Origin of the sequence: Mammaliicoccus lentus, from assembly GCF_002902755.1 — a bacterium.
GTDB lineage: Bacteria > Bacillota > Bacilli > Staphylococcales > Staphylococcaceae > Mammaliicoccus > Mammaliicoccus lentus.
In genome coordinates, this window is sequence record NZ_PPRS01000037.1 from 79,957 (window position 1) to 106,324 (window position 26,368).

Annotated in this window: 21 protein-coding genes; 3 read left to right on the forward strand and 18 right to left on the reverse strand. The window is 30.9% G+C overall.

The genetic code is table 11. The features are described 5' to 3' along the window. Window positions 1-58: 58 nt before the first annotated feature. The 9 genes from rbfA to CD135_RS10450 all read right to left on the reverse strand — a co-directional run bounded on the left by rbfA (window position 59) and on the right by CD135_RS10450 (window position 10,039). On the reverse strand, window positions 59-403 hold the full coding sequence (gene rbfA, locus CD135_RS10410) for a 30S ribosome-binding factor RbfA (protein WP_016998635.1): 345 nt from the start codon (window positions 401-403) through the stop codon (window positions 59-61). 106 nt (window positions 404-509) lie between these two features. Continuing rightward, window positions 510-1,484, reverse strand: a complete 975-nt coding sequence (locus CD135_RS10415; protein ID WP_103269436.1) for an alpha/beta hydrolase fold domain-containing protein — start codon at window positions 1,482-1,484, stop codon at window positions 510-512. 82 nt (window positions 1,485-1,566) lie between these two features. Continuing rightward, window positions 1,567-2,184: a LysE/ArgO family amino acid transporter gene (locus CD135_RS10420; protein WP_026023590.1), complete on the reverse strand. Its 618-nt coding sequence runs from the start codon at window positions 2,182-2,184 to the stop codon at window positions 1,567-1,569. A gap of 174 nt (window positions 2,185-2,358) precedes the next feature. Continuing rightward, window positions 2,359-3,528 carry a MalY/PatB family protein gene (locus CD135_RS10425; RefSeq protein ID WP_016998632.1) on the reverse strand — a complete coding sequence of 390 codons (1,170 nt, stop codon included), beginning with the start codon at window positions 3,526-3,528 and terminating at the stop codon, window positions 2,359-2,361. Between the two features lie 19 nt (window positions 3,529-3,547). Continuing rightward, window positions 3,548-5,104, reverse strand: coding sequence for a maltose/glucose-specific PTS transporter subunit IIBC (malX, locus tag CD135_RS10430; RefSeq protein ID WP_026023589.1), 1,557 nt, complete (start codon window positions 5,102-5,104; stop codon window positions 3,548-3,550). Window positions 5,105-5,215: 111 nt separating this feature from the next. Further along, entirely contained in the window at window positions 5,216-5,989 is a 774-nt protein-coding gene (locus CD135_RS10435; RefSeq protein ID WP_016998630.1) for a MurR/RpiR family transcriptional regulator, read from the reverse strand. Between the two features lie 167 nt (window positions 5,990-6,156). Next, window positions 6,157-6,999, reverse strand: coding sequence for an aminoglycoside 6-adenylyltransferase (locus tag CD135_RS10440; RefSeq protein ID WP_070045104.1), 843 nt, complete (start codon window positions 6,997-6,999; stop codon window positions 6,157-6,159). 83 nt (window positions 7,000-7,082) lie between these two features. Then, entirely contained in the window at window positions 7,083-9,614 is a 2,532-nt protein-coding gene (locus CD135_RS10445; RefSeq protein ID WP_103269437.1) for a glycosyltransferase, read from the reverse strand. Between the two features lie 26 nt (window positions 9,615-9,640). Further along, window positions 9,641-10,039, reverse strand: coding sequence for a hypothetical protein (locus tag CD135_RS10450; protein WP_070045106.1), 399 nt, complete (start codon window positions 10,037-10,039; stop codon window positions 9,641-9,643). 323 nt (window positions 10,040-10,362) lie between these two features. Here CD135_RS10450 and CD135_RS13040 point away from each other — a divergent pair, with 323 nt between their 5' ends. From CD135_RS13040 to arsB, 3 genes are all read left to right on the forward strand, one after another. Then, complete coding sequence (locus CD135_RS13040) at window positions 10,363-10,506, forward strand: putative metal homeostasis protein (protein WP_016998626.1); 144 nt, start codon at window positions 10,363-10,365, stop codon at window positions 10,504-10,506. A 195-nt stretch (window positions 10,507-10,701) separates the two neighbouring features. After that, entirely contained in the window at window positions 10,702-11,022 is a 321-nt protein-coding gene (locus tag CD135_RS10455; protein ID WP_016998625.1) for an ArsR/SmtB family transcription factor, read from the forward strand. Continuing rightward, on the forward strand, window positions 11,019-12,308 hold the full coding sequence (gene arsB / locus CD135_RS10460) for an arsenite efflux transporter membrane subunit ArsB (protein WP_016998624.1): 1,290 nt from the start codon (window positions 11,019-11,021) through the stop codon (window positions 12,306-12,308). The genes CD135_RS10455 and arsB overlap by 4 nt, the downstream gene beginning before the upstream one ends. 1,068 nt (window positions 12,309-13,376) lie before the next feature. Here the strand turns inward: arsB and infB are convergent. From infB to dxr, 9 genes are all read right to left on the reverse strand, one after another. Then, window positions 13,377-15,503, reverse strand: coding sequence for a translation initiation factor IF-2 (gene infB, locus CD135_RS10465; protein WP_064211581.1), 2,127 nt, complete (start codon window positions 15,501-15,503; stop codon window positions 13,377-13,379). 4 nt (window positions 15,504-15,507) lie between these two features. Continuing rightward, the gene (locus tag CD135_RS10470) at window positions 15,508-15,834 is read right to left on the reverse strand and encodes a ribosomal L7Ae/L30e/S12e/Gadd45 family protein (protein WP_016998622.1); all 327 of its coding nucleotides are present in this window, start codon (window positions 15,832-15,834) and stop codon (window positions 15,508-15,510) included. Further along, window positions 15,831-16,115: an RNase P modulator RnpM gene (gene rnpM, locus CD135_RS10475; protein ID WP_064204026.1), complete on the reverse strand. Its 285-nt coding sequence runs from the start codon at window positions 16,113-16,115 to the stop codon at window positions 15,831-15,833. Before rnpM ends, CD135_RS10470 begins: the two co-directional genes overlap by 4 nt. 17 nt (window positions 16,116-16,132) lie before the next feature. Then, window positions 16,133-17,200: a transcription termination factor NusA gene (gene nusA / locus CD135_RS10480; RefSeq protein WP_016998620.1), complete on the reverse strand. Its 1,068-nt coding sequence runs from the start codon at window positions 17,198-17,200 to the stop codon at window positions 16,133-16,135. Between the two features lie 18 nt (window positions 17,201-17,218). Next, window positions 17,219-17,686, reverse strand: a complete 468-nt coding sequence (gene rimP, locus CD135_RS10485) for a ribosome maturation factor RimP (protein WP_016998619.1) — start codon at window positions 17,684-17,686, stop codon at window positions 17,219-17,221. Between the two features lie 121 nt (window positions 17,687-17,807). Beyond that, complete coding sequence (locus CD135_RS10490; RefSeq protein WP_103269438.1) at window positions 17,808-22,127, reverse strand: PolC-type DNA polymerase III; 4,320 nt, start codon at window positions 22,125-22,127, stop codon at window positions 17,808-17,810. A gap of 98 nt (window positions 22,128-22,225) precedes the next feature. Beyond that, window positions 22,226-23,929 carry a proline--tRNA ligase gene (locus CD135_RS10495; RefSeq protein ID WP_064211583.1) on the reverse strand — a complete coding sequence of 568 codons (1,704 nt, stop codon included), beginning with the start codon at window positions 23,927-23,929 and terminating at the stop codon, window positions 22,226-22,228. 17 nt (window positions 23,930-23,946) lie between these two features. Continuing rightward, entirely contained in the window at window positions 23,947-25,233 is a 1,287-nt protein-coding gene (rseP, locus tag CD135_RS10500) for an RIP metalloprotease RseP (RefSeq protein WP_016998616.1), read from the reverse strand. A gap of 2 nt (window positions 25,234-25,235) precedes the next feature. Then, window positions 25,236-26,366 carry a 1-deoxy-D-xylulose-5-phosphate reductoisomerase gene (gene dxr / locus CD135_RS10505; protein ID WP_103269439.1) on the reverse strand — a complete coding sequence of 377 codons (1,131 nt, stop codon included), beginning with the start codon at window positions 26,364-26,366 and terminating at the stop codon, window positions 25,236-25,238. Window positions 26,367-26,368 lie beyond the last annotated feature (2 nt).

Consider the following 26,368-nt stretch of genomic DNA (forward strand, 5'->3'; position numbering starts at 1 on the left):
ATAAATTCACGTTAAATGTGAAAATATCGGGTGTTTTTCTTTTAAATATTATAATGTTTTATTCGTTACGATTTAAATCTTGAATCATGCGTTCGATTTTATTACCGTAGTCAATTGATTCATCGTATTTAAAGTGTAACTCTGGTAAGATACGTAATTTCATACGGCTTCCAAGTTCGGATTTAATAAATCCTTTTGCTTTTTCTAAGCCTTCGAATGTTTCTTCTTTTTCTTTATCTGACCCCAATACTGTTAAATAAACAGTAGCATGTGATAAATCACCTGGTAGTTCAACATCAGTAATTGTTAAGAAACCAACTCTAGGGTCTTTAAGCTTGTTATTTATTATATCCATAAGTTCTTTTTTCATTTGTTCTCCAACACGTTCAGAACGAATACTCATTAAAATTCACCTCTTTATTAGTCATTACGACTATCTATACAATTATTTATTATAACACATGCCATAATGCTTAAAAAGATAATCGTTTGCACGTTTAAAAAGTTTATTAAAAATTATTAATTTTATTATAAATGATACTTCTAGCTTCTTTCCCTTCTTCAATTGGAAAGATTGGGAATACATGATTTTGGTTCACATATTCATGATAGGCAACTTCGTTTGAAAATTTTTGAAGTTTTTCTTTAAACAATCTAATATCCGGCAACAATATTTCTCTTGTGCCTACAAAAATAGTCATAGGAGGCAGTGATTGCAAATCTCCATATATAGGTGATAATAAATGATGATTTTTATTCGTATGGCCACACCATAAATCACCACAAAATTGTAAACTTTCAATATCAAGCATTGGATCGCTTTGTTGCAGTTCTTCTGTAATATCTTTGTTATCCATATTCATATCTATCCAAGGTGAAAGTAAAAATGCATGAAGCGGTTGCTTAATGTGTTGTTCTTTTAATAATTGCATAAGTCCTACAGCTAATCCGCCACCTGCAGAATCACCAATAATAACAACTTCCTCGTGTTCTTCAATCATGCGTCTATATAAATCAATGATTAACTCATATGATCTAATAAATATTTGATTCGGCGCTTTCGGATATATAGGTACTTCCACTTTTAAATTTACAGTTTTAGCAAGTTCGTCTATAAATTTATGATGATAAATGGTTGGTTGGTGTATATAAGCGCCACCATGCAAGTGTAAAATACCTACTTTTGAGTTTAAGTTAGAGTTATATGTTAATACTTGCATTTCGTCAATTTGATATTCATTTATTTTTGTTTTAGGTTTAAATAATTTTGGTAAGGTATATCGTTTTTCATTTTCCTCATATAATTCATTTACAAACTCAGATTTAGATTCATAACTTTCATATTTAGGAAATGTATTTTGCGCTACGATCATCCATTCAACGATTTGACTTTTCATACTTCTTTTAGATAATTTTTTAACAACATACTGACTAGCTACTAAGCTAGCACCAATAGTAATTACACCTTTTGCCCAGGTTTTCATGTACATCTACTCCATATTAATTGATATTAAATTTATTCCCTTAAATATACTTAAATATTCATAAAATAACAAATATTACCTATTAAAAAATAAGAGTAAGAATGTTTTTTAGTATAATTAAGGCAACGATGAAGATAACAATACTTGAAATTTTATTCAAATATATAATCCATTTACCTGTTTTATCAACTGTTCCAACGGTTTTACCTAAAATCGCTAATAAAATAAACCAAAGCCATGAAATCAAAATAGTGGATGCTGTGAAGATAAATTTATCTAATCCTTCATAAACTGAAGCACTTGTACCAATTACACCAATTGTATCCATGATAGCGTGGGGATTTAATAATGATACTGATATCGCAAACCCAACTTGTTTTTTAGCAGACATAGAAGGCTGATATTCCAAACTTTGAGGTTTTTCCTTCCATAATACAATCCCCATATAAATTAAAAATATAAATCCTATTATATATACAACAAGTTGTAATACCGGAAATGATAATAGAACAAGCGATACGCCTAATACTGCTAATAAAATTAAAAGCGTGTCACATAGACCTGCAGTAATAATTACAGGTATTGTTTTTCTAATTTGTTTATGATTAGCGCCTTGATTAAAAATAAACACATTTTGTGCACCTAAAGGTAAAATTAGACCAAGCGCTAATAATAAACCGTGTAAAAAAGCAGCCACTATTTTTTCCTCCTAAAATAAGAATCGTCTTTAAAAACATATGATTCTTATTTTACTATTCAGAAAACTTCTATGCTACTATAATTTTGATTTTGTATTGTTTTTATGATTACTGTTCCTGCTTTTTTCAGTTTATACTTTGAAGGAAGTATATCAATAAATGTGTCAGCCTATTTCTTATCCTTTATAAATACTTAACTTTAATCTATTCAAACCTTCTAATACTTTAGATTTTGGACAACCAATATTATATCTCAAGAATAGCTGTCCATTTCCTCCATAAGTTTTACCATCCATAATAGCGACATTACCTATCTTAATTAAACGCTCTTGCAATTCATCCATAGTCATATTCAACCCTGAAATATCTAACCAAAGTAGATAAGTTGATTCAGGATATACTAGTTTAATTTCTGGTAAATTTCTTTCCAAGTATTCTTGTACAAGCTTAATATTTTCATCAATGTAATTATTTAATTCTTCTACCCATTCACTACATTCATTATATGCGGTAATTGTTGCTTCCATTCCCATTATACTCGGAGATGATAAACCATCTCTTTGTTTTAGATACCGTAAGAATATATTACCATCTTCTAAATCTGGTATTAATACATAAGCAAAAAGTAATCCTGGAAAGTTAAAAGTTTTACTACCGCTAGTTACAATAGCAATATTTTCGATGCTTTTTTTAAATAAAGGTATATGATTGTATTCTTTACGAACAATATCCATATGAATTTCATCAGAAATAATGTAGACATCATGTTTTCGACATAACTCTATTAATGTCGTTAATTCATCAACACTCCAAACTCTACCAGTTGGATTATGAGGAGAACAAAGTAACAGTATTTTATTATTTGATTTTGATAATAGTTCTTCTAAATATATAAAATCTATTGAATAGTAACCATCTTTGTAAATCAAATCATTCTGTACAACCGTTCTATTATTTTCTTTTATGACATTAAAAAACGCATCATATGCTGGAGTTTGTATGATTACACCATCATTTTCATTCGATTTCATTTTGATTAATTGTGAAATTGCATATATAACAGTTGGAGTGTAATAAATCCAATCTTTTTCTATTTTGATATTAAATCTTTTCTGATACCATGTTTCAATAGAATTTTTAAATTCTTTATGATTCCATCTTGTATAGCCGAACACTGGATGACTCATTCTTTCATTCAACCGTTGAATTACTTGTTTGGGCAAAGCGAAATCAGTATCTGAAATAGTAAAAGGTAATAGACCACTTTGGCCAAATCGATCTTGTACATAGTCCCACTGAGTACAGTTTGTACCTTCTCTATTAATAACCTCATCAAAATTATACATATAACTATCCTTTCTAACACTAAATTATTGCATCAAGTTGCTTTCTAACTGTCGTAACTCTTGTTCCAATAATAATTTGTACATTTTGTTTATCTAAATGAACAACTCCTAATGCACCTAATTCTTTTAACTTTTCATCATCAACTTTTTCTGCATTTTCAAGCACTAACCTTAATCTCGTAATACAATTGTCTATGCTCAGTATATTTTCTGAACCACCTATTGCTAGTAACATATCACTTGCAACATTATCTCCATGGGCAGAGTTATCTGTTTCACTATTTGATTCATTTTTATCAACAGTACGTCCAGGAGTTTTTAAATCAAATTTAAGAATAACTGTTTTAAATACAAAGTAGTAAATAACAAACCATACTATACCTACTATAATAACTAGCCACCATTTCGTATAACTTCCTTGCATAACTCCAAATATTAAGAAATCAAGTACACCACCATCAGTGTTACCAATTGTAACACCAAGAACATTCATTACCATAAACCCTAAACCTGTCATAACAACATGGAATATCCATAGTAATGGGCTAATAAATAAAAATAGAAATTCGATAGGTTCAGTTATTCCTGTTACAAAAGCAGCAACAAAACCTGATATTAGTAAACCTTTTATTTTATGTCTATTTTCCTTAGGTGCTGCATGATAAATAGCTAATGCTGCTGCAGGTAATCCAAACATGAAGGTAGGCATTTTACCTTGAGATAAAAACGCAGTAACATTTGAAGATATAGGTATATTATTTTGCAATTGTGCATAAAATATATTTAAAGCTCCAAAAACATCTTTACCATCTACAACTAAATGTCCCCCTACTTCAGTGAACCTTACCATAGATACTAAAATATGATGTAAACCAAAAGGTAGTAATAACCTTTCTCCTGCTCCAAATAAGAATGGTCCGAATACACCAGAATGTTGGATAAGGGATCCCACACTACTTATAATCATTCCAAAGAATGGCCATATAATAGGAATAATTAGACCCACAACAGCTAGTACAAGCGAAGTTACAATTGGTACAAATCTTACTCCAGAAAAGAAAGCAAAACTATCAGGTAATTGTGTATAACTGAATTTATTATGTAATTTATATACAATTAATCCGGAAATAATACCTCCTAGTACTCCCATTTCTAAAGTCTGTATACCTAATACCATGCTTTGACCAGCTTGTTGTAGCTTATCAGAATCTGCTAATTGATTAGTTTCAATTAAGTAAAAATTAATTGATAAATTCATAATTGTATAACCAACAAATCCAGAGAAAGCAGCGACTCCTTTCTCGTGCTTAACAAGACCTATTGGTATAGCAATTGCAAATAACACAGGCAAATATGTAAAAGCAAACCCACCAATTGTTGCTAAAAATTTCAATACAAGTTGAATCATATTATTTTCCAAAATTGGAAATACATCAATCATTGATTCACTAGTAAAAGAACTTCCAATTCCTAAAATTAGACCCATAAAAGCTAATAATGCAACGGGTAACATAAAAGTCTTTCCCATATTTTGAAGAAAATCCCAGACACTACTTTGTTTTTTATTTCCCATCATTTTGCACACCCTTTTGTTCTTTTATTATTCATTAATATACAAGTGTATTATGGGTGTATCAATAGGAATAAAGAATTATGTTTGCGCTTACATATAATGAAAGTCGTTACATTATAATTGTTTCCCATACATCATAAGAATTAAATCAATGATAAATATAGTGGCGTGCCTTGAGCTTAAATCTACATTTCCAATATATATGTTATTTGTTTTAGCAATGAGAGCAACTGTTGATAACTGTGCTAACTGCGAATTACGATTACTTACAATCGAAACAATCGGTACATGATTACTTTTCAACTTCTTAGCATAATTAATCATATGTGAAGTTTCACCACTAGAACTTATACAAATCGCTAAACTATCAGCATTTAAATTATGAGTTATCGCATCTAACTCATCCCAATCAGTTCGTGCATGAGCAATTTTTCCAAGAAAAGTTAGTTTCCTACTTAAATCTAGCCCATTTACAAGACTTGCTCCAACACTTATTATTTCTATCACTTGAGCATTACTGATATATGAAACTGTTTTTTCTAAGTCATCTATATTTATGTCATCAATAGTACGTTGAAGATTATTTATATTTTCTATCATAAAATCATGAATCTCGGTACTAAAACTCTGTACAACATTATTACTTTCTAATTTAGATTGATTTTGTATTAAAGCATATTTTAATTCTCTATAGCCCTCATATCCTAATTTTTGAGAACATCTACTTACTGTCGCTGTAGATACAAATGATTTATTCGCTATATCATCTATACTCAAATTTGCTATTAATTCATAATCATTTAAAATAAAATCTAAAACTCGCTTTTCTAATTCACTAAGGTCATTTCTCTTTTTCTGTAATCTACCAATAAGTGCGTTTTGTTCCATATTATCCCTCTCTTAATGTTATCTACTTTACATTATAAATCACATTTATTAATACATATTTTATTTTTTAAGTATATTTTTGCGTTCTCGGTTCAATAATAAAGTTTCGTACCTTAAAAAACGGGAAGTATATCTCCTTATAAGGTATACTTCCCACTTTATTATCTTTATTCATTTTTTAACTGTTTGTTAATATATTCTTTTATGTTATTTGCTTCTTTAAAATCTAAATTAAAATCTAATAAATTTGAGATTTCTTGACTCAAGTCATAAAATTGTTCTATTAATTTATTTAGAACACATGTTATATCATTTATTTTGCCATTTGGGTATGATTTAGTTAATAGAATCCATTCCTCTTCTGTAATATATCTTTTTAATAATTTATGATTTTTACCTGTGGAGACTTTCCAATCATATTGATAACCCACTTTCCAATCCAACAAATTAAATAACATCTCACGCATAATATTTAGATGCTCTATAGCATAAAATATTTCTTCCCTTTTAATTCCTTTAATGACGTAAGTTGATATCCACCAAAACTCATTACAACATTCCCTAAAATCTTTCTCGGTAGGCTTTTTAATATGATATGTTTCATCACTAGGTTTACTAACATCTTTAAATTTTTCAGTTTTGTCTACTAGAACTTCTAATAATTGATCTTCTTTTTTGTAATCATCAAAATATTCAATAGGAATAAATCTAAAATCAATACGAATATAATTCTTAAATAATAACATATAAAATAATTGATCTTTAATGCCATTCCTTGAATAAACTCTATTACATTGAGAAATAATAGACTCACCAAATTCATGAATAAAAGACAACTTTTGAATAAAAATTTCATAATTTCCTACTAAAAACGCAATATCAAAATCTTGATAATTATCAGGCTCAATATTTTTATTCACTCTCGAGCCATTCATACATACTGCTTTAATATCATCATCAACCATCGCGATATTTAATACTTTCTCTAAAACCTCACGTTCTGAGTTCAAACAAAAACCCCCTTGACGTATTTGAGGTTTTTCCTCCTAAAATAAGAATCGTCTTTAAAAACATATGATTCTTATTTTACTATTCAGAAAACTTCTATGCTACTATAATTTTGATTTTGTATTGTTTTTATGATTACTGTTCCTGCTTTTTTAAAAGAATCTTTATCATAATCTTTATTATATTTTAACTCAAAAGAAATGGTTTCATTAGGTCGTATTTCAATTGTTTCTTCTTCATTAAAGCTATTAATACTTATCTCATTATATTTTTTAACATTGCTAATAATATTCAATAGCGATTGTGGGTCTTTATATAATGTTTTTATTTTAAAATATTTAACTGAATTTGTAGTGTTTTCAAGTTTTAAGCTAAAGTTCTTATGAGACGTTATTGGTAATTTCGGTTTAAATATATATTGTGATTTTTTTCTTGATACTTCTAAATCCAGTGAATAAATTAAATTTACTTCGCCTACTTCTATAGTTATATTTTGATTTAATTTGTCTATTGTTTCTATTTTTTTATTTAGATTTTTTGTTATAGATTGGAATACATTGTTTAACTTTTCATCATATATATCTGAATAATTTATTTTGTATAAATTATTGTGATTTTGCTGAGATAATATACTATTTTCTTCTACCATTGCCAAAATAGCTTTATTAGCACCTAAATAATCACTTAACTTCGATGGTAAATATGGGTGCGTGTTTTTATATTCTTTTGTTTTTGCATCTAATATTATTAATATATCCATTTTAGTTGTTAAGTTAAGACAATCTAAATACGACACAGTATCATTTAAATAAACATTTGAATAGTCATTGATACGTTCTAATTCGTCATGGCTAAGGTGCTTAATGTTCGTAAATATATGAAATTGAATTATTAAGTCAGTTTGGCTTAATAATTCATCTACCATGTCTAAAAATAAATTCAAACTTCTCGTCTCGTAAAAATTCCCAAAATAACCTATTTGTACAGCTTTTTCATTCATCGGATAATAGTAATCGGTTTTATAATATAAATCATTATTAGGTATAGGATACCTGTCTATTTTACTTTTGCTTTTAATAAAATTTTGAAGGTTATTAGAAAAGCGGCTCGTCATATATTCAAGTTGATATTCGTTTGTAAATAATAATTCGTCTGCAAAAGCAAAACCAATAAGCTCTGCTAAATTAAATAAACTCTCGTCGACATATGGCAAAAATGGTTGGAAATCTTCTTCTAACTTTAAAGATTCTAAAAGCATATTATATACTTCTATAGAACTATATCTTTCTTTTGATTTAATATCATATAATAAAGGATCTGAAAATTCAGCAATCCATTTAATATTAGGATTATTCAATTTAATAAATAACGATGAAAAATATGAAGATGGAAATAACACGCTACTGTACAGAGTTTCATATTTTTCTTTATTATTTAAATAAAAACTAAAAGCTTCATCTATAAATTGTGAGATCAGTTCAAAATCAGAAAAACTAACTGAGCTTTTTGAAACTTTATGTTGGTCTATTTTATCAATACATATACTTTTTAGCTTAAAATCTTTTTCTCTTTTTGATGTCATATCATTGCTGAATATATCTACAATTTTATCGTTGTTAGAAATCCTTTTTGCCATTAAAATACCACTATTATCAATGAATGGTGGGAAACAATATGCTATCACTAATTTTTTTGCCATACCTATATTTACAAAATATTCATTCAAATGATTATAATTTTTCATATTCAATAAGTTTACAACTTCGTTCTTATATTCAGGATATACTTTTAAAAATTTAGAAATAAACCCTGTTTGTGCATTATATTTTGTTGAAATAAATTTCTTAACTCTAGAATGTAAATTACTTTCTAATAATTTATCCAAATTATCTAATACATCTAACCTTTGAGCAATATTAAAATCATAAGAAAATTTGCCTCTTGAAACTGAATTTTCATTCAGTAGACGGTAATATACGACTTCTTTATCCAGATTGATAACTTCTATTTTCGGATTGAATTTTGCATATAAATAACAATAGAAAACAGTGTCTTCACCACTTAACAAAGCAGGATTAAAATATACTGCCTCTAAGTAATGACTAGGTATAAACTTACATGTTGTAATGCCTAAAATAGCGTGTATATTGAATAAACTATAACCTGTTTCTTTGTACTTTATTAAAGGTAAGTTCACTGGATTATTTTTAACAATTGATCCATCATTTAACATATCATGAATTTGAGTTACTAAAATTGTATCTTCTTTAAGTAATTGAAAACTTTCTTCTATATAATTCGAAGAAATAAAGTCATCAACGTCGAGAAAAGTTGTATGTGAATATTTTACGTATTGCATCCCTAAATTTCTTGCTTTAGAAGCTCCCGTTTCATCACTGATTAAAATTAAATGTTTAAAATTCATATGGTCAACATGATGAATTAAATATTGATAAATTTCTTCAAATACACCATTTAATACAAAAATCACTTCGAATTTTGCTTCTTTTACAATTAAATCATTTAAGTTTTTTATTAACTCCTCTATATAAGTCATGCCTTCGTGAATCGGAATAATAATAGAAATACCTTTATCAAATTTTATTGTTTCATTCATCACTTAACCAACTTTCTATTTAAAATTTAACGAAATTTAGTTTTTCTACTTATCATGTGAGGTATTCTTTCTAAAATTTGTTGATTAGTGGATTTTTGTACATTTAATAGTTCGATAGAATACAAATTAAATATTAGGTAACGACCTTCAATTTGTATATTTTTAATTAAAAATCCATCAACTGAAAGTTCATTTATATGTATGTTTTCATAAACATTTATAAGAATTTTTATTTTAAAATGTTTATTACTGTATCGTGAGAGTATATCAATTATATTTTGTAAATTAACGTCATAACAAAGTACTGTACAGTCAATCATGTCAATTTCTTCATGAATATTCCTCAATCTATTCAAATCTTCTAAAGTATTAATTGTTATTTTTTCTATTTTGTAATCTATTAAAGATAATTCTAAATTAGTCATTGTGTAACCCCCTCTTTTTATTTTGATTAACTCATATCGAATATCTTCTAATCAACTCTAATATATCTAAGTTTATTTATGATATATTCAAATTAATTTCCATAATAAATCCCCTTTATATCATCAAATCTATTTATAACCATTTATCAAAGATTATCATAACTTTATTAAGTATATGTTAATAATGTAAATTCAATTTATACTTTTCCAAAAATAGTAATATAGTCATTATCAATATAATTAGAAATAAGTATTGCAAAATAAAAGAAAAAGATATAAAATTAAATCGTAATAATTACGTTTTATTAAAAGGAGGATTCGATATGGCAGAAAAAACAGACATACAAACAGCTCGTCGTAATTTGAGAAGTCCAAACATCAAGACGCGTAAAAGAGCGTTGAAAATAATAAAAAACTTCAAACGCGCTGCTAGAATCAAAAACATTCAAAATAATGCCGCTTCATAATTTACGTATAAATTTAATCACGATCTAATTTCAATGAATTAAGTCATAAATGTCCTAAAGCTAAAAACCAAAATAACAAAAGTCAATCATTATGTATTTTGGTTGGCTTTTATTATTTTAAATTTTCTTCCACTTAATATATACATGTATCTATATAGATGATATTCTATATAATGTTAAGAAGGAGGATTTAATATGTCTTATAAAGAAATAGCATCATTATTAAAAGTTTTAGCTGATCCTAGTAGATTAGAAATTATCGATTTATTATCTTGTGGTGAGCTTTGTGCTTGTGACATTCTGGAACATTTTGAATTTTCTCAGCCTACGCTTAGTCATCATATGAAATCTTTAGTGGATCAGAATCTAGTTTTTACTAGAAAAGATGGTAATAAGCGGTTTTATAAATTAAATGATGAATTGTTAACAGAAATTAACTCTAATATTGAGCTTATTCATACATCTAATCATCAATGTATTTGTAAGGATATGAAGAAAGGTGAATGTAACTCATGACTATACTTGCAATCGCCATTTTTCTTATTACTTTAATTTTTGTAATTTGGCAACCTAAAGGACTAGATATTGGTATTACTGCTTTAGTTGGCGCTATTGTAGCTATCATTACTGGTGTTGTCAGTTTTTCTGATGTCTTTGAAGTTACGGGTATTGTTTGGAATGCTACTTTAACATTTGTAGCAGTTATTTTAATTTCTCTTATTCTAGATGAAATTGGTTTCTTTGAATGGTCTGCTATACATATGGTTAAAGCATCAAAAGGCAATGGTATTAAAATGTTTGTATACATTATGTTACTCGGTTCAATTGTAGCTGCGTTTTTCGCTAACGATGGAGCCGCTTTAATTTTAACACCTATAGTCTTAGCGATGGTTCGTCATTTAGGTTTCGACAAGAAAGTTATATTTCCATTTATTATAGCGAGTGGATTTATAGCAGATACAACTTCTTTACCTTTAATCGTAAGTAACTTAGTGAATATCGTATCCGCTGACTACTTCAATATAAGTTTCTTAGAATATTTAGGTCGAATGATTATCCCTAATATCTTTTCTTTAATCGCTAGTATAGTTGTATTGTGGTTATATTTTAGAACGTCTATACCTAAAACATTTGATGCTACTCATATAAAAGCACCACATGAAGCGATTAAAGATAAAAAATTATTTAATATTTCTTGGATTGTATTAATTGTACTTTTAGCTGGATATTTAGTGAGTGAATTTATCAATATACCTGTTTCAATTATAGCGGGTATAATAGCTATCATCTTCTTGATTCTTGCAAGAAGATCCCCTGCTGTTAATACTAGATCAGTTATTAAAGGTGCACCATGGAACATTGTTATTTTTTCTATTGGTATGTACTTAGTAGTCTTTGGATTAAAAAATGTAGGGATTACTACAATACTGGCTGATATATTAAACTATATTGCCGGTTATGGCTTATTTAGTAGTATTATGGGAATGGGCTTTATCGCAGCATTTCTTTCTTCTGTCATGAATAATATGCCAACAGTTTTGATAGATGCTATAGCAATTGATCAATCAAATACAATAGGCTTAATTAAAGAAAGCATGGTATACGCAAATGTTATAGGTTCCGACTTAGGACCAAAAATAACACCAATTGGTTCATTAGCAACATTATTGTGGTTACACGTTTTAACACAAAAAGGTGTCAAAATAAAATGGGGAACATACTTTAAAACAGGTATTATCATTACCATCCCTGTACTATTCATTACTTTATTAGGTCTGTATATTACAATGCTTATTTTTTAAAGTTTATAATTTAGAGGGATCTGATATATAAATATCCTAAAAATCCAAAGACAGTAGAAATTCATTATTAAAATTGAATTTCTACTGTTTTTCTTATATTTATTGCCATTAAGACAATTACTAATTCGCTTTTTACTTTGCATTTTCCTCGAGAAGATTTACGAAACTCCTTTATTTTTGGTTCAACTTTTGGGTTGCACTTTATAAAGGTGCATTTACTTGGATTAATGTGGTCGTAAATCCAATTAGAGGATGTATACTTGGATTATTGTCTTAATAAATCCAATAAGCGTGTGGTTACTTGGATTTTTGTCTTAGTAAATCCAATAAAGGTGTATTTAGTTGGATTTTTGTCTTAGTAAATCCAATAAGAGTATGGTTAGTTGTATTATTGTCTTAGTATATCCAATAAAAGTGTGCGTACTTGGATTATTGAAGTAGAAAATACAATAAAAGTGTGTCTACTTGGATTATTGAGGTAGAAAATACAATAAGAGCATGGTTAGTTGGATTATTGTTATAGAAAATCCAATAAGATTGCGGTTACTTGGATTATTATCTTAGTAAATCCAATAAAGGTGTATTTAGTTGGATTTTTGTCTTAGTAAATCCAATAAGAGTATGGTTAGTTGGATTATTGTCTTAGTATATCCAATAAAAGTGTGCGTACTTGGATTATTGAAGTAGAAAATACAATAAAAGTGTGTCTACTTGGATTATTGAGGTAGAAAATCCAATAAGGGCGCATATAATTGGATTTACGTAATTGTAAATCCAACTAAAATATCAACTCTTTATTTTGATCAAGCTCATCCAAAACGAGCTAGGTTTTATGTCCCTAGCTCGTTTGCTTATATTTATTTCTATTAAGGCAATTCCTAATTCACGATTTTGTAAAATGCTGACGCCCGAGGGAATAGTATGTGCGAGAGACTATAAGATCGAACCATACCCTAGGCAAGCATGCACGAACAAAATTGAAGATTGTATAAAAATATCATCTCATTTTTAACTAAAAAAAGCAGTGAAGAATCTATCTTTATAGATTCTTCACTGCTTTTATATTTATTATTTTCTTTCAATTTCAACCATCTTGAACGCTTCAAAAATGTCGCCTTCTTTAATGTCATTGAATTTTTCAATAGTGATACCACATTCATATCCAGTCGCAACTTCTTTAGCGTCATCTTTGTAACGTTTTAATGTATCTAATTCACCTTCAAAGATTACGATTCCGTCACGAATGATACGTACGCTTGCATCTCTAGTAATTTTACCATCTGTTACGTAACTACCTGCAATCGTACCAACTTTTGATACTTTGAACGTTTGACGTACTTCAGCTTGTCCAATTACTTGTTCTTCGTATTCAGGATCTAATAATCCTTTCATAGCTGATTCGATTTCTTCGATTACTTTATAGATAATGCGGTGTAATCTCATATCTACGTTTTCTTCTTCTGCTGCACGTTTAGCGCCTGCATCTGGTCTTACGTTAAATCCAATAATAATACCATTTGATGCTGCTGCCAATGTAACGTCAGATGCGTTAATTGCACCTACTGCTGTATGAATAATACGTACGTTTACACCGTCAACGTCAATTTTCATTAATGATGCTGCTAAAGCTTCTACTGAACCTTGTACATCACCTTTAATAATAATATTTAAGTCTTTCATTTCACCTTGTTTCATTTGTTCGAACAAGTTATCTAAAGAAACACTCTTACTATCTTGACGCTGTTTCAAGATATTTTCTTGTTGACGTTTTTCACCAATTTGACGAGCTTGTTTTTCGTTTTTGAATACTACAAATCTATCTCCAGCTTGTGGTACATCATGTAAACCTGTAATTTCAACAGGTGTAGATGGACCAGCTGTTTTGATACGCTTACCTAAGTCACTCACCATAGCACGTACACGTCCATATGTGTTACCAACTACAAGTGAATCTCCAACTTCTAATGTACCATTTTGTACTAATAAAGAAGCGGCAGGTCCGCGAGATTTATCTAATTCTGCTTCGATTACAGTACCAACTGCTGCACGGTCAGGATTAGCTTTTAATTCTTCAATTTCAGAAACCAGACCAATCATTTCTAACAATTCGTCTATTCCTTCACGTTGTATAGCAGATAAGTGAACGAATATTGTATCGCCACCCCAGTCTTCAGGGAATAATCCATGCTCACCAAGTTCTTGTTTTACTCTGTCTGGATTTGCTGTTGGTTTATCAACTTTGTTTACTGCAACAATAATAGGTACTTCTGCTGCTTTAGCATGGTTAATCGCTTCAATAGTTTGAGGCATTACACCATCATCAGCTGCTACTACTAATACAGTAATATCAGTTACTTGGGCACCACGTGCACGCATAGTTGTAAACGCAGCATGTCCTGGTGTATCTAAGAATGTGATTTTTTTGTCGTTGTTTTCGATTTGGTAAGCACCGATATGTTGAGTAATACCGCCCGCTTCACCAGCTGTAACACGAGTGTGACGAATTGAATCTAGTAATGTTGTTTTACCGTGGTCAACGTGTCCCATAATTGTTACAACTGCTGGACGTTCTACTAATCGAGCATCATCAGCTTCTTCATCTTCGAAATAATTTTCTAAATCCGTTGCATCAACATGTACTTCTAATTCAGCTTCAATATCATAGTCCGCACAAATCAATTCTACAGTTTCAGTGTCTAATGCTTGGTTAATGTTCGCAACAATACCAAGTAAGAATAATTTTTTAATAATTTCTGAAGCATCTTTATTAATTTTTTCAGATAGTTCACCAACTGTGATACCTTCTTCATAAGTAATTAATGAAGGTGTTTCTTGTACAACTTCTTTAGGCTGTTGTTGGTTACTTTGTTTATTATTCTTTTGATTTTTCTTTTGTTGTTTTTTATTTTTTGGCTTGTTGTTATTTTTATTGTTCTTGTTGTTTTGATTTGATTGATTATTGTTTGGTTTATTTGAATTTGAATTTGCGTGAGTACTTGTTTGTTCTTTTTTAGCTGTTTCTGGCTTAGTTGCCTCTTGTTTTTTAAACGCTTTATTTAATGTTTTAATGTCGTTCTCCTCTAGTGCTTGCATGTGATTTGATACTTCTACACCGTTTTTCTTTAATTCATCTATAATATCTTTACTCTTTAAGTTAACTTCTTTTGCATACTCATATATTCTTTTTTTACTCATATACTCACTCCTCATGAAAATCATGAATCATCGTTTTTAGCTTCTTGCTAAATCCAATGTCAGTTATGCCCAACACCACTCTGCTTTCTTTTCCAATTGCGTAGCCTAATTCAAAGCGTGTAGCAAATGTTAAAAGTGTTACATGATAAGTTGCACATTTATTTTTTATATTTTTTGTAACGTTTGCTGCAGCATCTTCTGAAAGTATGACAAGTTTTACATTTCCTCGTCTTATTTCGCTTATAACAATTTCTTCACCAGTCTTAATTTTTCTAGCTCTTGTCGCTAGTCCAAGAAGGTTTAAAATTTGATCTTTTTTACTTATATTCATTTAGGTATACGCTCTCGATAGATTAATCGAATGATTTCTTTATACACAGGTTCAAGTGTTGATTTATTGCTATCAAAATAGCGTTCCAACTTACCTTGTTCTTGTGCTTTTTCTACGATTTCTAAATCTTTTGAAACATATGCGCCACGTCCAGGTGCTTTACCTGTAGCGTCAGCTTTGATTTCGCCTTCTTTATTCTTTACTACACGAATCATATCATTTTTAGGTTTCATTTCATTTGAAAGTATACATTTGCGCATTGGTATTTTTTTCTTTTTCATGACAAAATCACCTCACTTTATGATTCTTCAGTTGAAATAATTCCAGCTTCTCTTGCGTCTGATTCTGATTTTATATCAATTTTCCAACCAGTTAATTTAGCAGCAAGACGTGCGTTTTGCCCTCTTTTACCAATAGCTAAAGATAATTGATAATCTGGTACAACAACTGTTGTAGATTGGTTCTCTTCATCAACTAAAACTTCGACAACTTGAGAAGGACTTAAAGCATTTCTTACGAACACTCTTGGATCTTCGTCCCATTCTACAATATCAATTTTTTCTCCACCTAATTCATTAACTACAGCTTCAACACGAACACCTTTAGCACCAACACATGCACCAACAGCATCAATATCACCATTATCTGATGTTACACTGATTTTAGAACGGTCACCAGCTTCTCTTGCTACTGATTTAACAATAACAGTACCATCATATATTTCTGGTACTTCTTGCTCAAATAGACGTTTTAAAAGCCCTGGATGAGTGCGTGATACAAAAATTTGTGGTCCTTTAGTAGTTTGTTCAACTTTGTTTACATAAACTTTTATGCGTTCATTCGGTAAATATTGTTCATTAGGACTTCTTTCAGCTTCTGAAAGTACAGCTTCTGTACGACCTAAATTAACATAAACATAACGGTGATCTACACGGTCAATTACACCTGTTACAATATCATCTTCTTTATCGATAAATTCATCATAAAGAATTCCTCTTTCAGCATCTCTTAAACGTTGCATAACAGCTTGTTTTGCTGCTTGTGCACCGACACGACCGAAATCTCTAGGTGTAACGTCTTCTTCGTATACATCTCCAATTTCATATGCTGGGTTAGATAATAAAGCTGTGTCTAAAGCTACTTGACCTTTATAGTCTTCAACGTCTTCAACAACATCTTTCCTAGAAATTACTTTGTAAGTACCTTCGTCTAAATTTAATTCAATTCTAACATTTTTGGCACTATCGTAATTTTTCTTATAAGCTGTAATTAAAGCCGCTTCTATTGCATCAATTAATACCTCTCGTGGTATTCTTTTTTCCTTTTCAAGGTATTCAATTGCAAGTAATAATTCATTACTTTTCACAATGTATCCTCCTTTATATTATAACATTACGGATCGACGTGCTTTTGCAATTTTTTTGCGAGGCAACGTGACATTTTTAGTTCTTGTTTTAATTTTCACTTCAAGTGTTATCGTTTCTTCAGTTACTTCTTTTAAAACGCCTAACCATTCTTTATCTCCTTCAACATGTTCGTATAAAGAGATAAATACAGGTTGCTCAATTGCATTTTGATAGTCTTTTTCTTTTTTCAACGGACGTTCCGCACCTGGAGAAGATACATCCATAAAATACGGCTCTTTAATAGGGTCTTCTTTATCCATAACTTCACTTATCTTTTCAGAGGCAATTGTGCAATCGTTTAAATCAACGCCACCGTCTTTATCAATTGCAATACGTAGATAGTAATCTTGCCCTTCTTTAACGTATTCTACATCTACTAATTCATAATTTAACGTTTCGAGTATTGGTTGAATAATTTCCTCAACTTGTGCTGCAACTTTACTCATAATGACCTCCCTCTTAATACAAACAGAAAAGAGCGGGAAAGGTCCCACTCTTTTAACGTCAGAGTATTATTTTAAGCAATAATAGTATATCACATAAATCAGGCATGCTCAAGGATATACGTTACAAATCAAAAATAGAAAGCTGAGCTTTATCAGGCATATTTGGCAGTGAACCTAACTCATCTAAATACTCAATAACTTTCTGAGAAACACCCGCTTTTTTATTTAAATCTTCTTTTGCTAAAAACGGTCCTTCTTCTCTTGTTTCGACGATTCTTTTCGCAACGTTTTCACCTAGACCTGGAACAGCGATGAATGGAGGAATTAAAGTATCTCCTTCAATCTTAAATTCAAATGAATCACTTTTCTCCAAGCTAACTGGTTGTATTCTAAATCCACGGTGTGCCATTTCGTTTGCGATTTCTAATACAGTCAATACATCTTTTTCTTTTTTAGCTAATTCATGGAATCGGCTATAGTATTCTTTTATTACTGTTTTAATTGACTCTTTATCCCTAGTCATAGTTTTTAAATCAAAATCTGTTGCACGTACAGTAAAGTAACTAGCGTAATAGTAAAGTGGGTAATGCACTTTAAAGTATGCAATTCTTAAAGCCATTAATACATATGCAGCAGCGTGGGCTTTAGGGAACATGTACTTAATTTTTTTACATGAGTCTAAATACCAATCAGGCACATTATTTTCTTTCATAGCTTCTTCGAATTCGTCTGTTAACCCTTTACCTTTACGCACTGCCTCCATTATTTTAAAGGCAAGCGACGGTTCTAGCCCATTATACATTAAATAAACCATAATATCGTCACGACAACCGATAACACTTGATAAATCACAAGTGCCAGCTTTAATTAAATCTTGTGCGTTACCTAACCAAACGTCCGTACCGTGAGATAATCCTGATATTTGTACAAGTTCAGAGAATGTCGTTGGTTTTGTATCTTCTAGCATTTGTCTAACAAAGCCTGTACCAAATTCAGGTACGCCAAATGTTCCAGTTTTACATAAAATATCTTCTTCAGTTACACCTAATGATTCAGGCGTACTGAAAATTCTCATTGTTTCTTTATCATCTACTGGAATGGTCTTAGGATCTATCCCAGATAAGTCTTGTAACATTCTAATCATTGTTGGATCATCGTGTCCAAGTATATCCAATTTAAGAATATTATCGTGAATAGAATGGAAGTCAAAGTGTGTTGTTTTCCACGCTGATTTTTGATCATCGGCTGGATATTGTATCGGTGTAAAATCATATATATCCATATAGTCAGGTACTACAATAATACCTCCTGGGTGCTGACCAGTTGTTCTCTTAACACCTGTACAACCTTTAACTAATCGGTCAACCTCTGCCCCTCTTTTATGAATACCTTGGTCGTTTAAATAACCTTTTACATATCCGAAAGCAGTCTTTTCGGCAACTGTACCTATTGTACCAGCTCTGAATACTTTATCTTCACCAAATAACTCTTTAGTATAATTATGTGCTTCAGGCTGATATTCACCACTAAAGTTTAAGTCAATATCCGGTACTTTGTCTCCTTTGAAACCTAAGAATGTTTCAAAAGGAATATCTTGTCCTTCTTTAATCATTTCTACATCGCATTTTTCACATTTTTTATCTGGTAAGTCGAATCCTGAACCTACAGAACCATCGTCAAAGAAGTGACTTTCTTTACATTTAGGGCATATATAATGTGGTGGCAATGGGTTAACTTCTGTAATTTCAGTCATAGTAGCTACAAAGCTAGATCCGACTGAACCACGTGACCCTACTAGGTATCCATCGTTTAATGACTTCTTAACCAATCTTTGTGATATTAAATAAATAACAGCAAATCCGTTACCAATAATACTTTCAAGTTCTTTCTCTAAACGGTCTATTACGATTTGTGGTAAATCTTCTCCGTATAAGGCTCTTGCATTATTGTAACTCATTTCTCGAATTTCTTCGTTGGCACCTTCCATATTCGGTGTATATAACTCATCTTTAATTGGTACAACAGTTTCTAAACGATCAGCTAAGTCATTACTATTCTTAACGACAATCTCATAAGCTTTCTCTTCACCTAAGAAATGAAACTCATCTAGCATTTCATCTGTAGTTCTAAAGTGTGCTTTAGGTAAAGTTTGACGATTTAATGGATTACCTGGCTGTGAGGCGATAAGTATTTTTCGAGCTATTGCATCTTGTTCATATAAATAATGCGCATTTCCTGTAGCAATAACTGGAATGTTTAATTTTTCGCCCACACTTAATATTCTATGATAAATTTCTTCCATTGTTTCGTTATCTTTTATAAGCTCTCTATCTAATAAACCTTGGTAAAGGCTTTTAGGTTGAACTTCAATATAATCATAATATTGGGCTACTTTTTCGACTTCATTTTGGTCTTTTTGCATAACTGTTGTAAATACTTCACCTTCGTCACACGCACTTCCAACAAGTATACCTTCTCGGTGCTCATTTAATAATGAACGCGGTATTCTCGGTGTACGATAAAAATAGTCTACTAACGAAGCACTTACAATTTTGAATAAGTTTTTAAGGCCAACTTGGTTTTGGACGATTAACGTAACATGAGATGGTCTAGCTCTCTTATACGCTTCGTCATTAGAAAGTCTGTCATTAATTTCATTATGATTATACACCTCTAAATCTTCGAGCTGTTTTAACATTTTTATAAAAATATGTGCTGTTGTTTCAGCATCGTAAATAGCTCTATGGTGTTGAGTTAACTCGACGCCATACTTTTTAGCTAAGAAGTTCAACCCGTGTTTACCATACTCTGTATTCACAGTTCTTGATAATTCTAATGTATCGATAACAGCATTTTTAGTTGCACCAAGACCTATTTTTTCAAAACCTGTATCAATAAAGCCCATATCAAACGAAGCGTTATGGGCGATATAAATTGCATCACCAACAAATTCGTGGAAATCTCTCAGAACTGTCTCTATATCCGGTTGTCCTTGAAGCATTTCATCTGTAATTCCAGTTAAGTTTTTAATCGTTTCTGATAAACGTTCACCAGGATCTGAAAATCGTTCAAATGTGTCTACTACTTCACCATTTCTCACTTTAACTGCTGCTAACTCAATAATTTGATCATATTGACTGGATAAACCCGTTGTCTCAACGTCAAATACTATATAAGTAGCTGTCTTTAAAGGAATATCTTGTGATTTATATGCAATTGGTACACCGTCATCGACAAGCATACCTTCCATGCCATAAATCATTTTTATATCATTTTTCAACGCAGCTGCGTGGGCATCTGGGTATCCTTGTACACCGTTGTGGTCAGTTATTGCGATTGCTTTATGACCCCATTTAGCAGCTTGTTCTACGTATTTACCGATGTGAGTAATACCATCCATTTGACTCATTGATGTATGTAAATGTAGTTCAACACGCTTATCTGGTGCTTTATCAAGTTTAGGTGCTTTTTTAATTTCATGTATATCTGTCATCATCATGACAAGATCTCTAATAAATTGATCTTGTTCAATTCTACCTTGAGCACGAACCCAAGTACCTACTTTTAACGCTTTGAAGTGCTCTAAATCATCTTTACCTTTGCGCGTAAACATTTTTAATATAAGTGAATCTGTGTAGTCTGTAATTTTTAACGTTACAATATGTCTACCACTCTTCAACTCTTTCATTTCTATATCAAATATCACACCTTCTAGTGCAACTTTGAATTCTTCTTCAATAATATCTTCAATTTTTCTAATACTATCTACAGTAATATCTTTACCTATTTGACATCTAGCAACAGCATTTTCATCTCCGCCAGATTCGGCTTTCTCTTTCTTCATTCTTTCCATTTTCTCAGATGCAATGCGTGCTGCTTCTTCATCTTCTTGTTGAATATGAGCTTCAAATGATTCCAACTCTCTTCTCATTTGTTCTTCATTATCCATCGTTTCAAATACAACACGACTGATGTTAAATCCGCATTTCTTCAGTGCTTGAACTAAAGAGCCATTCACTCTTTTTTCAAAATAATCACGTTCAACATCATTATTCACTTGCACTTTAACTACATCATCAGAGAAAATAATAGGCTTTTGTTTTAACTGATGTTTAACTTTATCACTAATACCCGTACCATCTATACAATGTGGCATATATTTTAAGATATGCTCATCTATTTGTTCCTTATTTTCCACTTCAATTGTCCAATCAACTTGTGCAATGCTTTGAAATACACTTTGCAGTTGATTTGTAAAAACTAGATACATTTCACTTGATAAATAGTATGGTAACTTTATATAAAAATGCCATAATCTTTTAGATTGAGAGACATTTATACGTGTTAATTCACCTTGTCCAACTATTTCTTTATCAAGTTCATCTGTTATGTTCAATTGTGTGAGTAACGTTTGGAATTTTTCTTTTCCTGTCATTGACAATTGCACGACCACCTTCATCAAAATGAAAAAGAGGCTATTTTTCATATTAGCCTCTTTAAATATCTTATATTATATCAGATTTTATACTTCTTATCAGTTTATTTCACTGCATCGTAATATGCTTTGATTACTTCTTCAATTTCATCAACATGTACTTCTTGGCTTTCCGTATTATCACGGCGTTTCACTTCTACTATACCTTCAGAAGCTTTTTTACCAACCATAATACGAACAGGTAATCCAATTAAATCAGCGTCGTTAAATTTAACGCCAGCACGTTCTTTACGATCATCATATAAAACATCAAATTTCTCTCTTAATTGTTCATATATTTGATCTGAAAGTTCTTTTTGTGCTTCCTGTTTAGGATTAATTGCGATTAAATGTAAATCATATGGTGAAATTGCTTTTGGCCATATAATACCATTATCATCATGGTGTTGTTCTATAACTGCTGATAAAGTTCTAGAAATACCTACACCGTAGCACCCCATAATTAATGGTTGTGCTCTTCCTTGCTCGTTAAGGAATGTAGCATTCATGCTTTCTGAATATTTTGTACCAAGTTTAAACACTTGTCCAACCTCTATACCTTCAGCGAATTTTGCATTCCCTAAGTTATTAGGCAAAGCTTCACCTTCAAGTATAAATCTAAAGTCACCATATGCTTCAACTTTAAAGTCTCTATCAACGTTAGCATTTAAATAATGATAGCCATCTTCGTTAGCACCTACTGCAAGGTTATTAATATCTTGTATAAATTGGTCAGCATAAATTTTTATTTTATCAACATTAACTGGACCTAAGCTACCTGGTTTTGCTCCCATAATATTTTCTATTTCTGTTTCAGTTGCTAACTCAATATTTTCAGTTTTAAAGAATGATTTTAACTTAACATCATTTAATTCATGATGACCTCTAATTAATATCATGACATACTCGTCATCAACTTTAATAATCATAGATTTAATGATTCTATCTAACGTTACATTTAAGAAGTCTGCTAACGCCTGTGCAGTTTTTACATCAGGTGTTTCTACTTTTTCTAATTCTTTAATTTCTGTATGTTCAGGGTTTGGTGTATACACGACTTCAGCTTTTTCAATATTTGCTGCAAAATCAGTTGAATCACTATAAACGATTGTATCTTCACCAATTTCAGCTAACGCCATAAATTCGTGTGTATGATCGCCACCAATTGCACCGGAATCTGCTAATACAGGTCTGAATTTCAGCCCAACTCTAGTAAATATATTATGATACGCATTATACATATCGTTATATGTTTCATCTAATGACTCTTCATCAGAATGGAAAGAATACGCATCCTTCATGATAAACTCTCTTCCACGTAATAAACCGAAACGTGGGCGTTTTTCATCTCTAAATTTAGATTGAATTTGGAATAATGTTATTGGTAAACGTTTATATGATTTCAATTCATCACGTACTAATGATGTAATAATTTCCTCATGTGTTGGTCCAAGAGCAAAGTCACGATTATTTCGGTCTTTTAATCTCATTAATTCTGAACCGTAAGCTTCCCATCTACCTGATTCTTCCCATAATTCTGAAGGTTGAAGTACAGGCATTAGAACTTCAACGCCATCAATTCTTTCCATTTCTTCTCGAACAATTCGTTCAATTTTATTTAATACACGTTTAGCAGTAGGTAAATAACTATATATACCTCTAGCATTTTGTTTGATCATACCAGATTTAAGTAGAAATTTATGACTGATTGATTCAGCTTCAGCTGGTTCTTCTCTCAGTGTAGGTATAAATACTTTTGATTGTTTCATTTTTTTCCTCCTGTTCGTTACATGAAGTACCGTTGAATATCATTCCACGTAACCATAATCATCACGAATATTAAAAATACAGCCCCAATAGATAACATTACCATTTCGGCCTTCTTGTTAATCGGCTTTCTAAATATCATTTCATATATAACAAACAGCAATCTACCACCATCCAAAGCTGGTATAGGTAGTAAATTCATTATACCTAAGTTAACACTTAGTAAAGCTGTAAAGCCCATTAATGTAACAAATCCTTGTTTAACAACTGTATCGACATTACTGTATATTCCGACTGGGCCATTCAACATGTCAAACGAGAAGTCACCTGTAAATATACTGCCTATCAAATTAGTTACTGCTAAGAAAATAACTTTACCTGCTACTACAGTTTTTTCAATACCTGCTAATAGTGGCCCAAATACAGTATGTTCAGTAGGTTGCGCTACACCAATCATATATTTTGTTTCGTACTCATCTTTCGCTACTTCTAATTTTCGTTTTTCAGCTGCAACTTTAAAAGATTTTTCCTGACCATCACGATCTACTTTTATTTCAACTGGATTTTCTTTCTTTTCTTTAAATATTGGTTGAATATCGGTAAACTTATCTATTTTCTTACCATCAACTGTCTTTATTTCATCGCCTTTTTTAATACCTGCTGTTTGTGCAGGACCACCTTTTTCTAAATCACCAAACACAGGGTCATTTGTAGGTACGCCACTCCAATAAGCTAAACCTATAAAAATAACTAGAGCTAAAATAAAGTTGAATAATGGCCCTGCAAACAATGTTAAAAATCTTTGGTAAGGCTTTTTACTCATTAATTGCCTATCTTTAGGTGCTATTTGAATTAAATCACCATTTTGAACAAAATATGCTTCTCTCGCAATTTTAAAATGATGTCTTTCTTCATCACTTGCAGTTATACCTTCAATATAAATATCCTTTTCAAAATCGCTATCTTTAATTTCTATATGCTCAATTTGTTGGAATTTATGTTGGTCGTCCATAATAACATGAGTAATTTCATTTTGATCATTCAATTTAATTGCGATGTGCATACCAGGTGTTAGTGGATTTTGTTCTAAGCCATCACCGGCCATTCTGACATAACCACCAACAGGTAATAGTCTAATCGTATACAACGTCTCATTTTTCTTATAAGAATATATTTTCGGGCCCATGCCTATAGCAAATTCAGGGCACATAATGCCCGCTCGCTTAGCAAAAAACATATGGCCATATTCATGTACTGTAACTAAGAGACCAAATACAAATATAAATGCTAATATTGTATAAATCACGCTTACACCCCGTAATCCTTAGATTTATATGCTGCATCAATTTTTAAAATAGTATCTAAATCTGGAGATGCTATTACTTGATGCTCTTTCATTTCTTTCTCTATCATTCGTTCTATATCTAAAAATGATATTTCCTTATTCAAAAACTTCCCTACTGCTACTTCATTCACAGCGTTTAACACTACTGGCATCGTACCACCTATACTAAGTGCTTTATAAGCCAATTTAATACATTTAAATCTATTAAAATCCATCTCTTTGAAATTTAGTTGACCTATTTGTGCTAAATTAAGCCTCTCTGCATCTCTAGGTGCTCTATCTGGATATGTAAAAGCATATTGGATAGGCGTTCTCATATCAGGGGTACCAAGCTGTGCTATAATGCTAGAATCATTAAATTCAACCATAGAATGTATAATACTCTCTTTATGGAGTATCGTTTCTATTTGATCGATATTTAAATCAAATAACCATTTAGCCTCAATGACTTCCAGACCTTTATTCATCATAGTTGCTGAATCAATTGTGATTTTTTGACCCATAGACCAATTAGGATGATTTAAAGCATCTTCTAACGTAACATCTTTCAACTCATCTCGAGTTAAATCTCTAAACGAACCACCACTTGCTGTAATGATAAGCTTATTAATATTTTGATTATTTTCACCGTGTAAACATTGGAATATAGCAGAATGCTCAGAATCGACAGGCAATATTTTAACGTTTTTTTCTTTCGCTTTGTTCATAACAAGTTCGCCAGCCACTACTAAAGTTTCTTTATTAGCTAAAGCAATATCAATTCCAGCTTCAATAGCAGCCATTGTCGACTTTAAACCTATACTACCTAGAATTGAATTCAATAACAAATCTGTTTTATGATATGTTGAAACTGCTAATAACCCTTTATCACCATAAACTATTTCTACATCTAAATGGCTAAGTTTTTCTATATCTTCTTCATATTGTACAGATACGATATCAGGTTTGAACTCGTTTATAATATTCTGTGCGTACGCGATATTTTTTCCAACAGAAAATGCAACTAAATTAAAATCAGTTGCATGCTCTCTTATAACATCTAACGCTTGTTGACCAATCGAGCCACTTGCTCCTAAAATAGCAATGTTTTTCACTT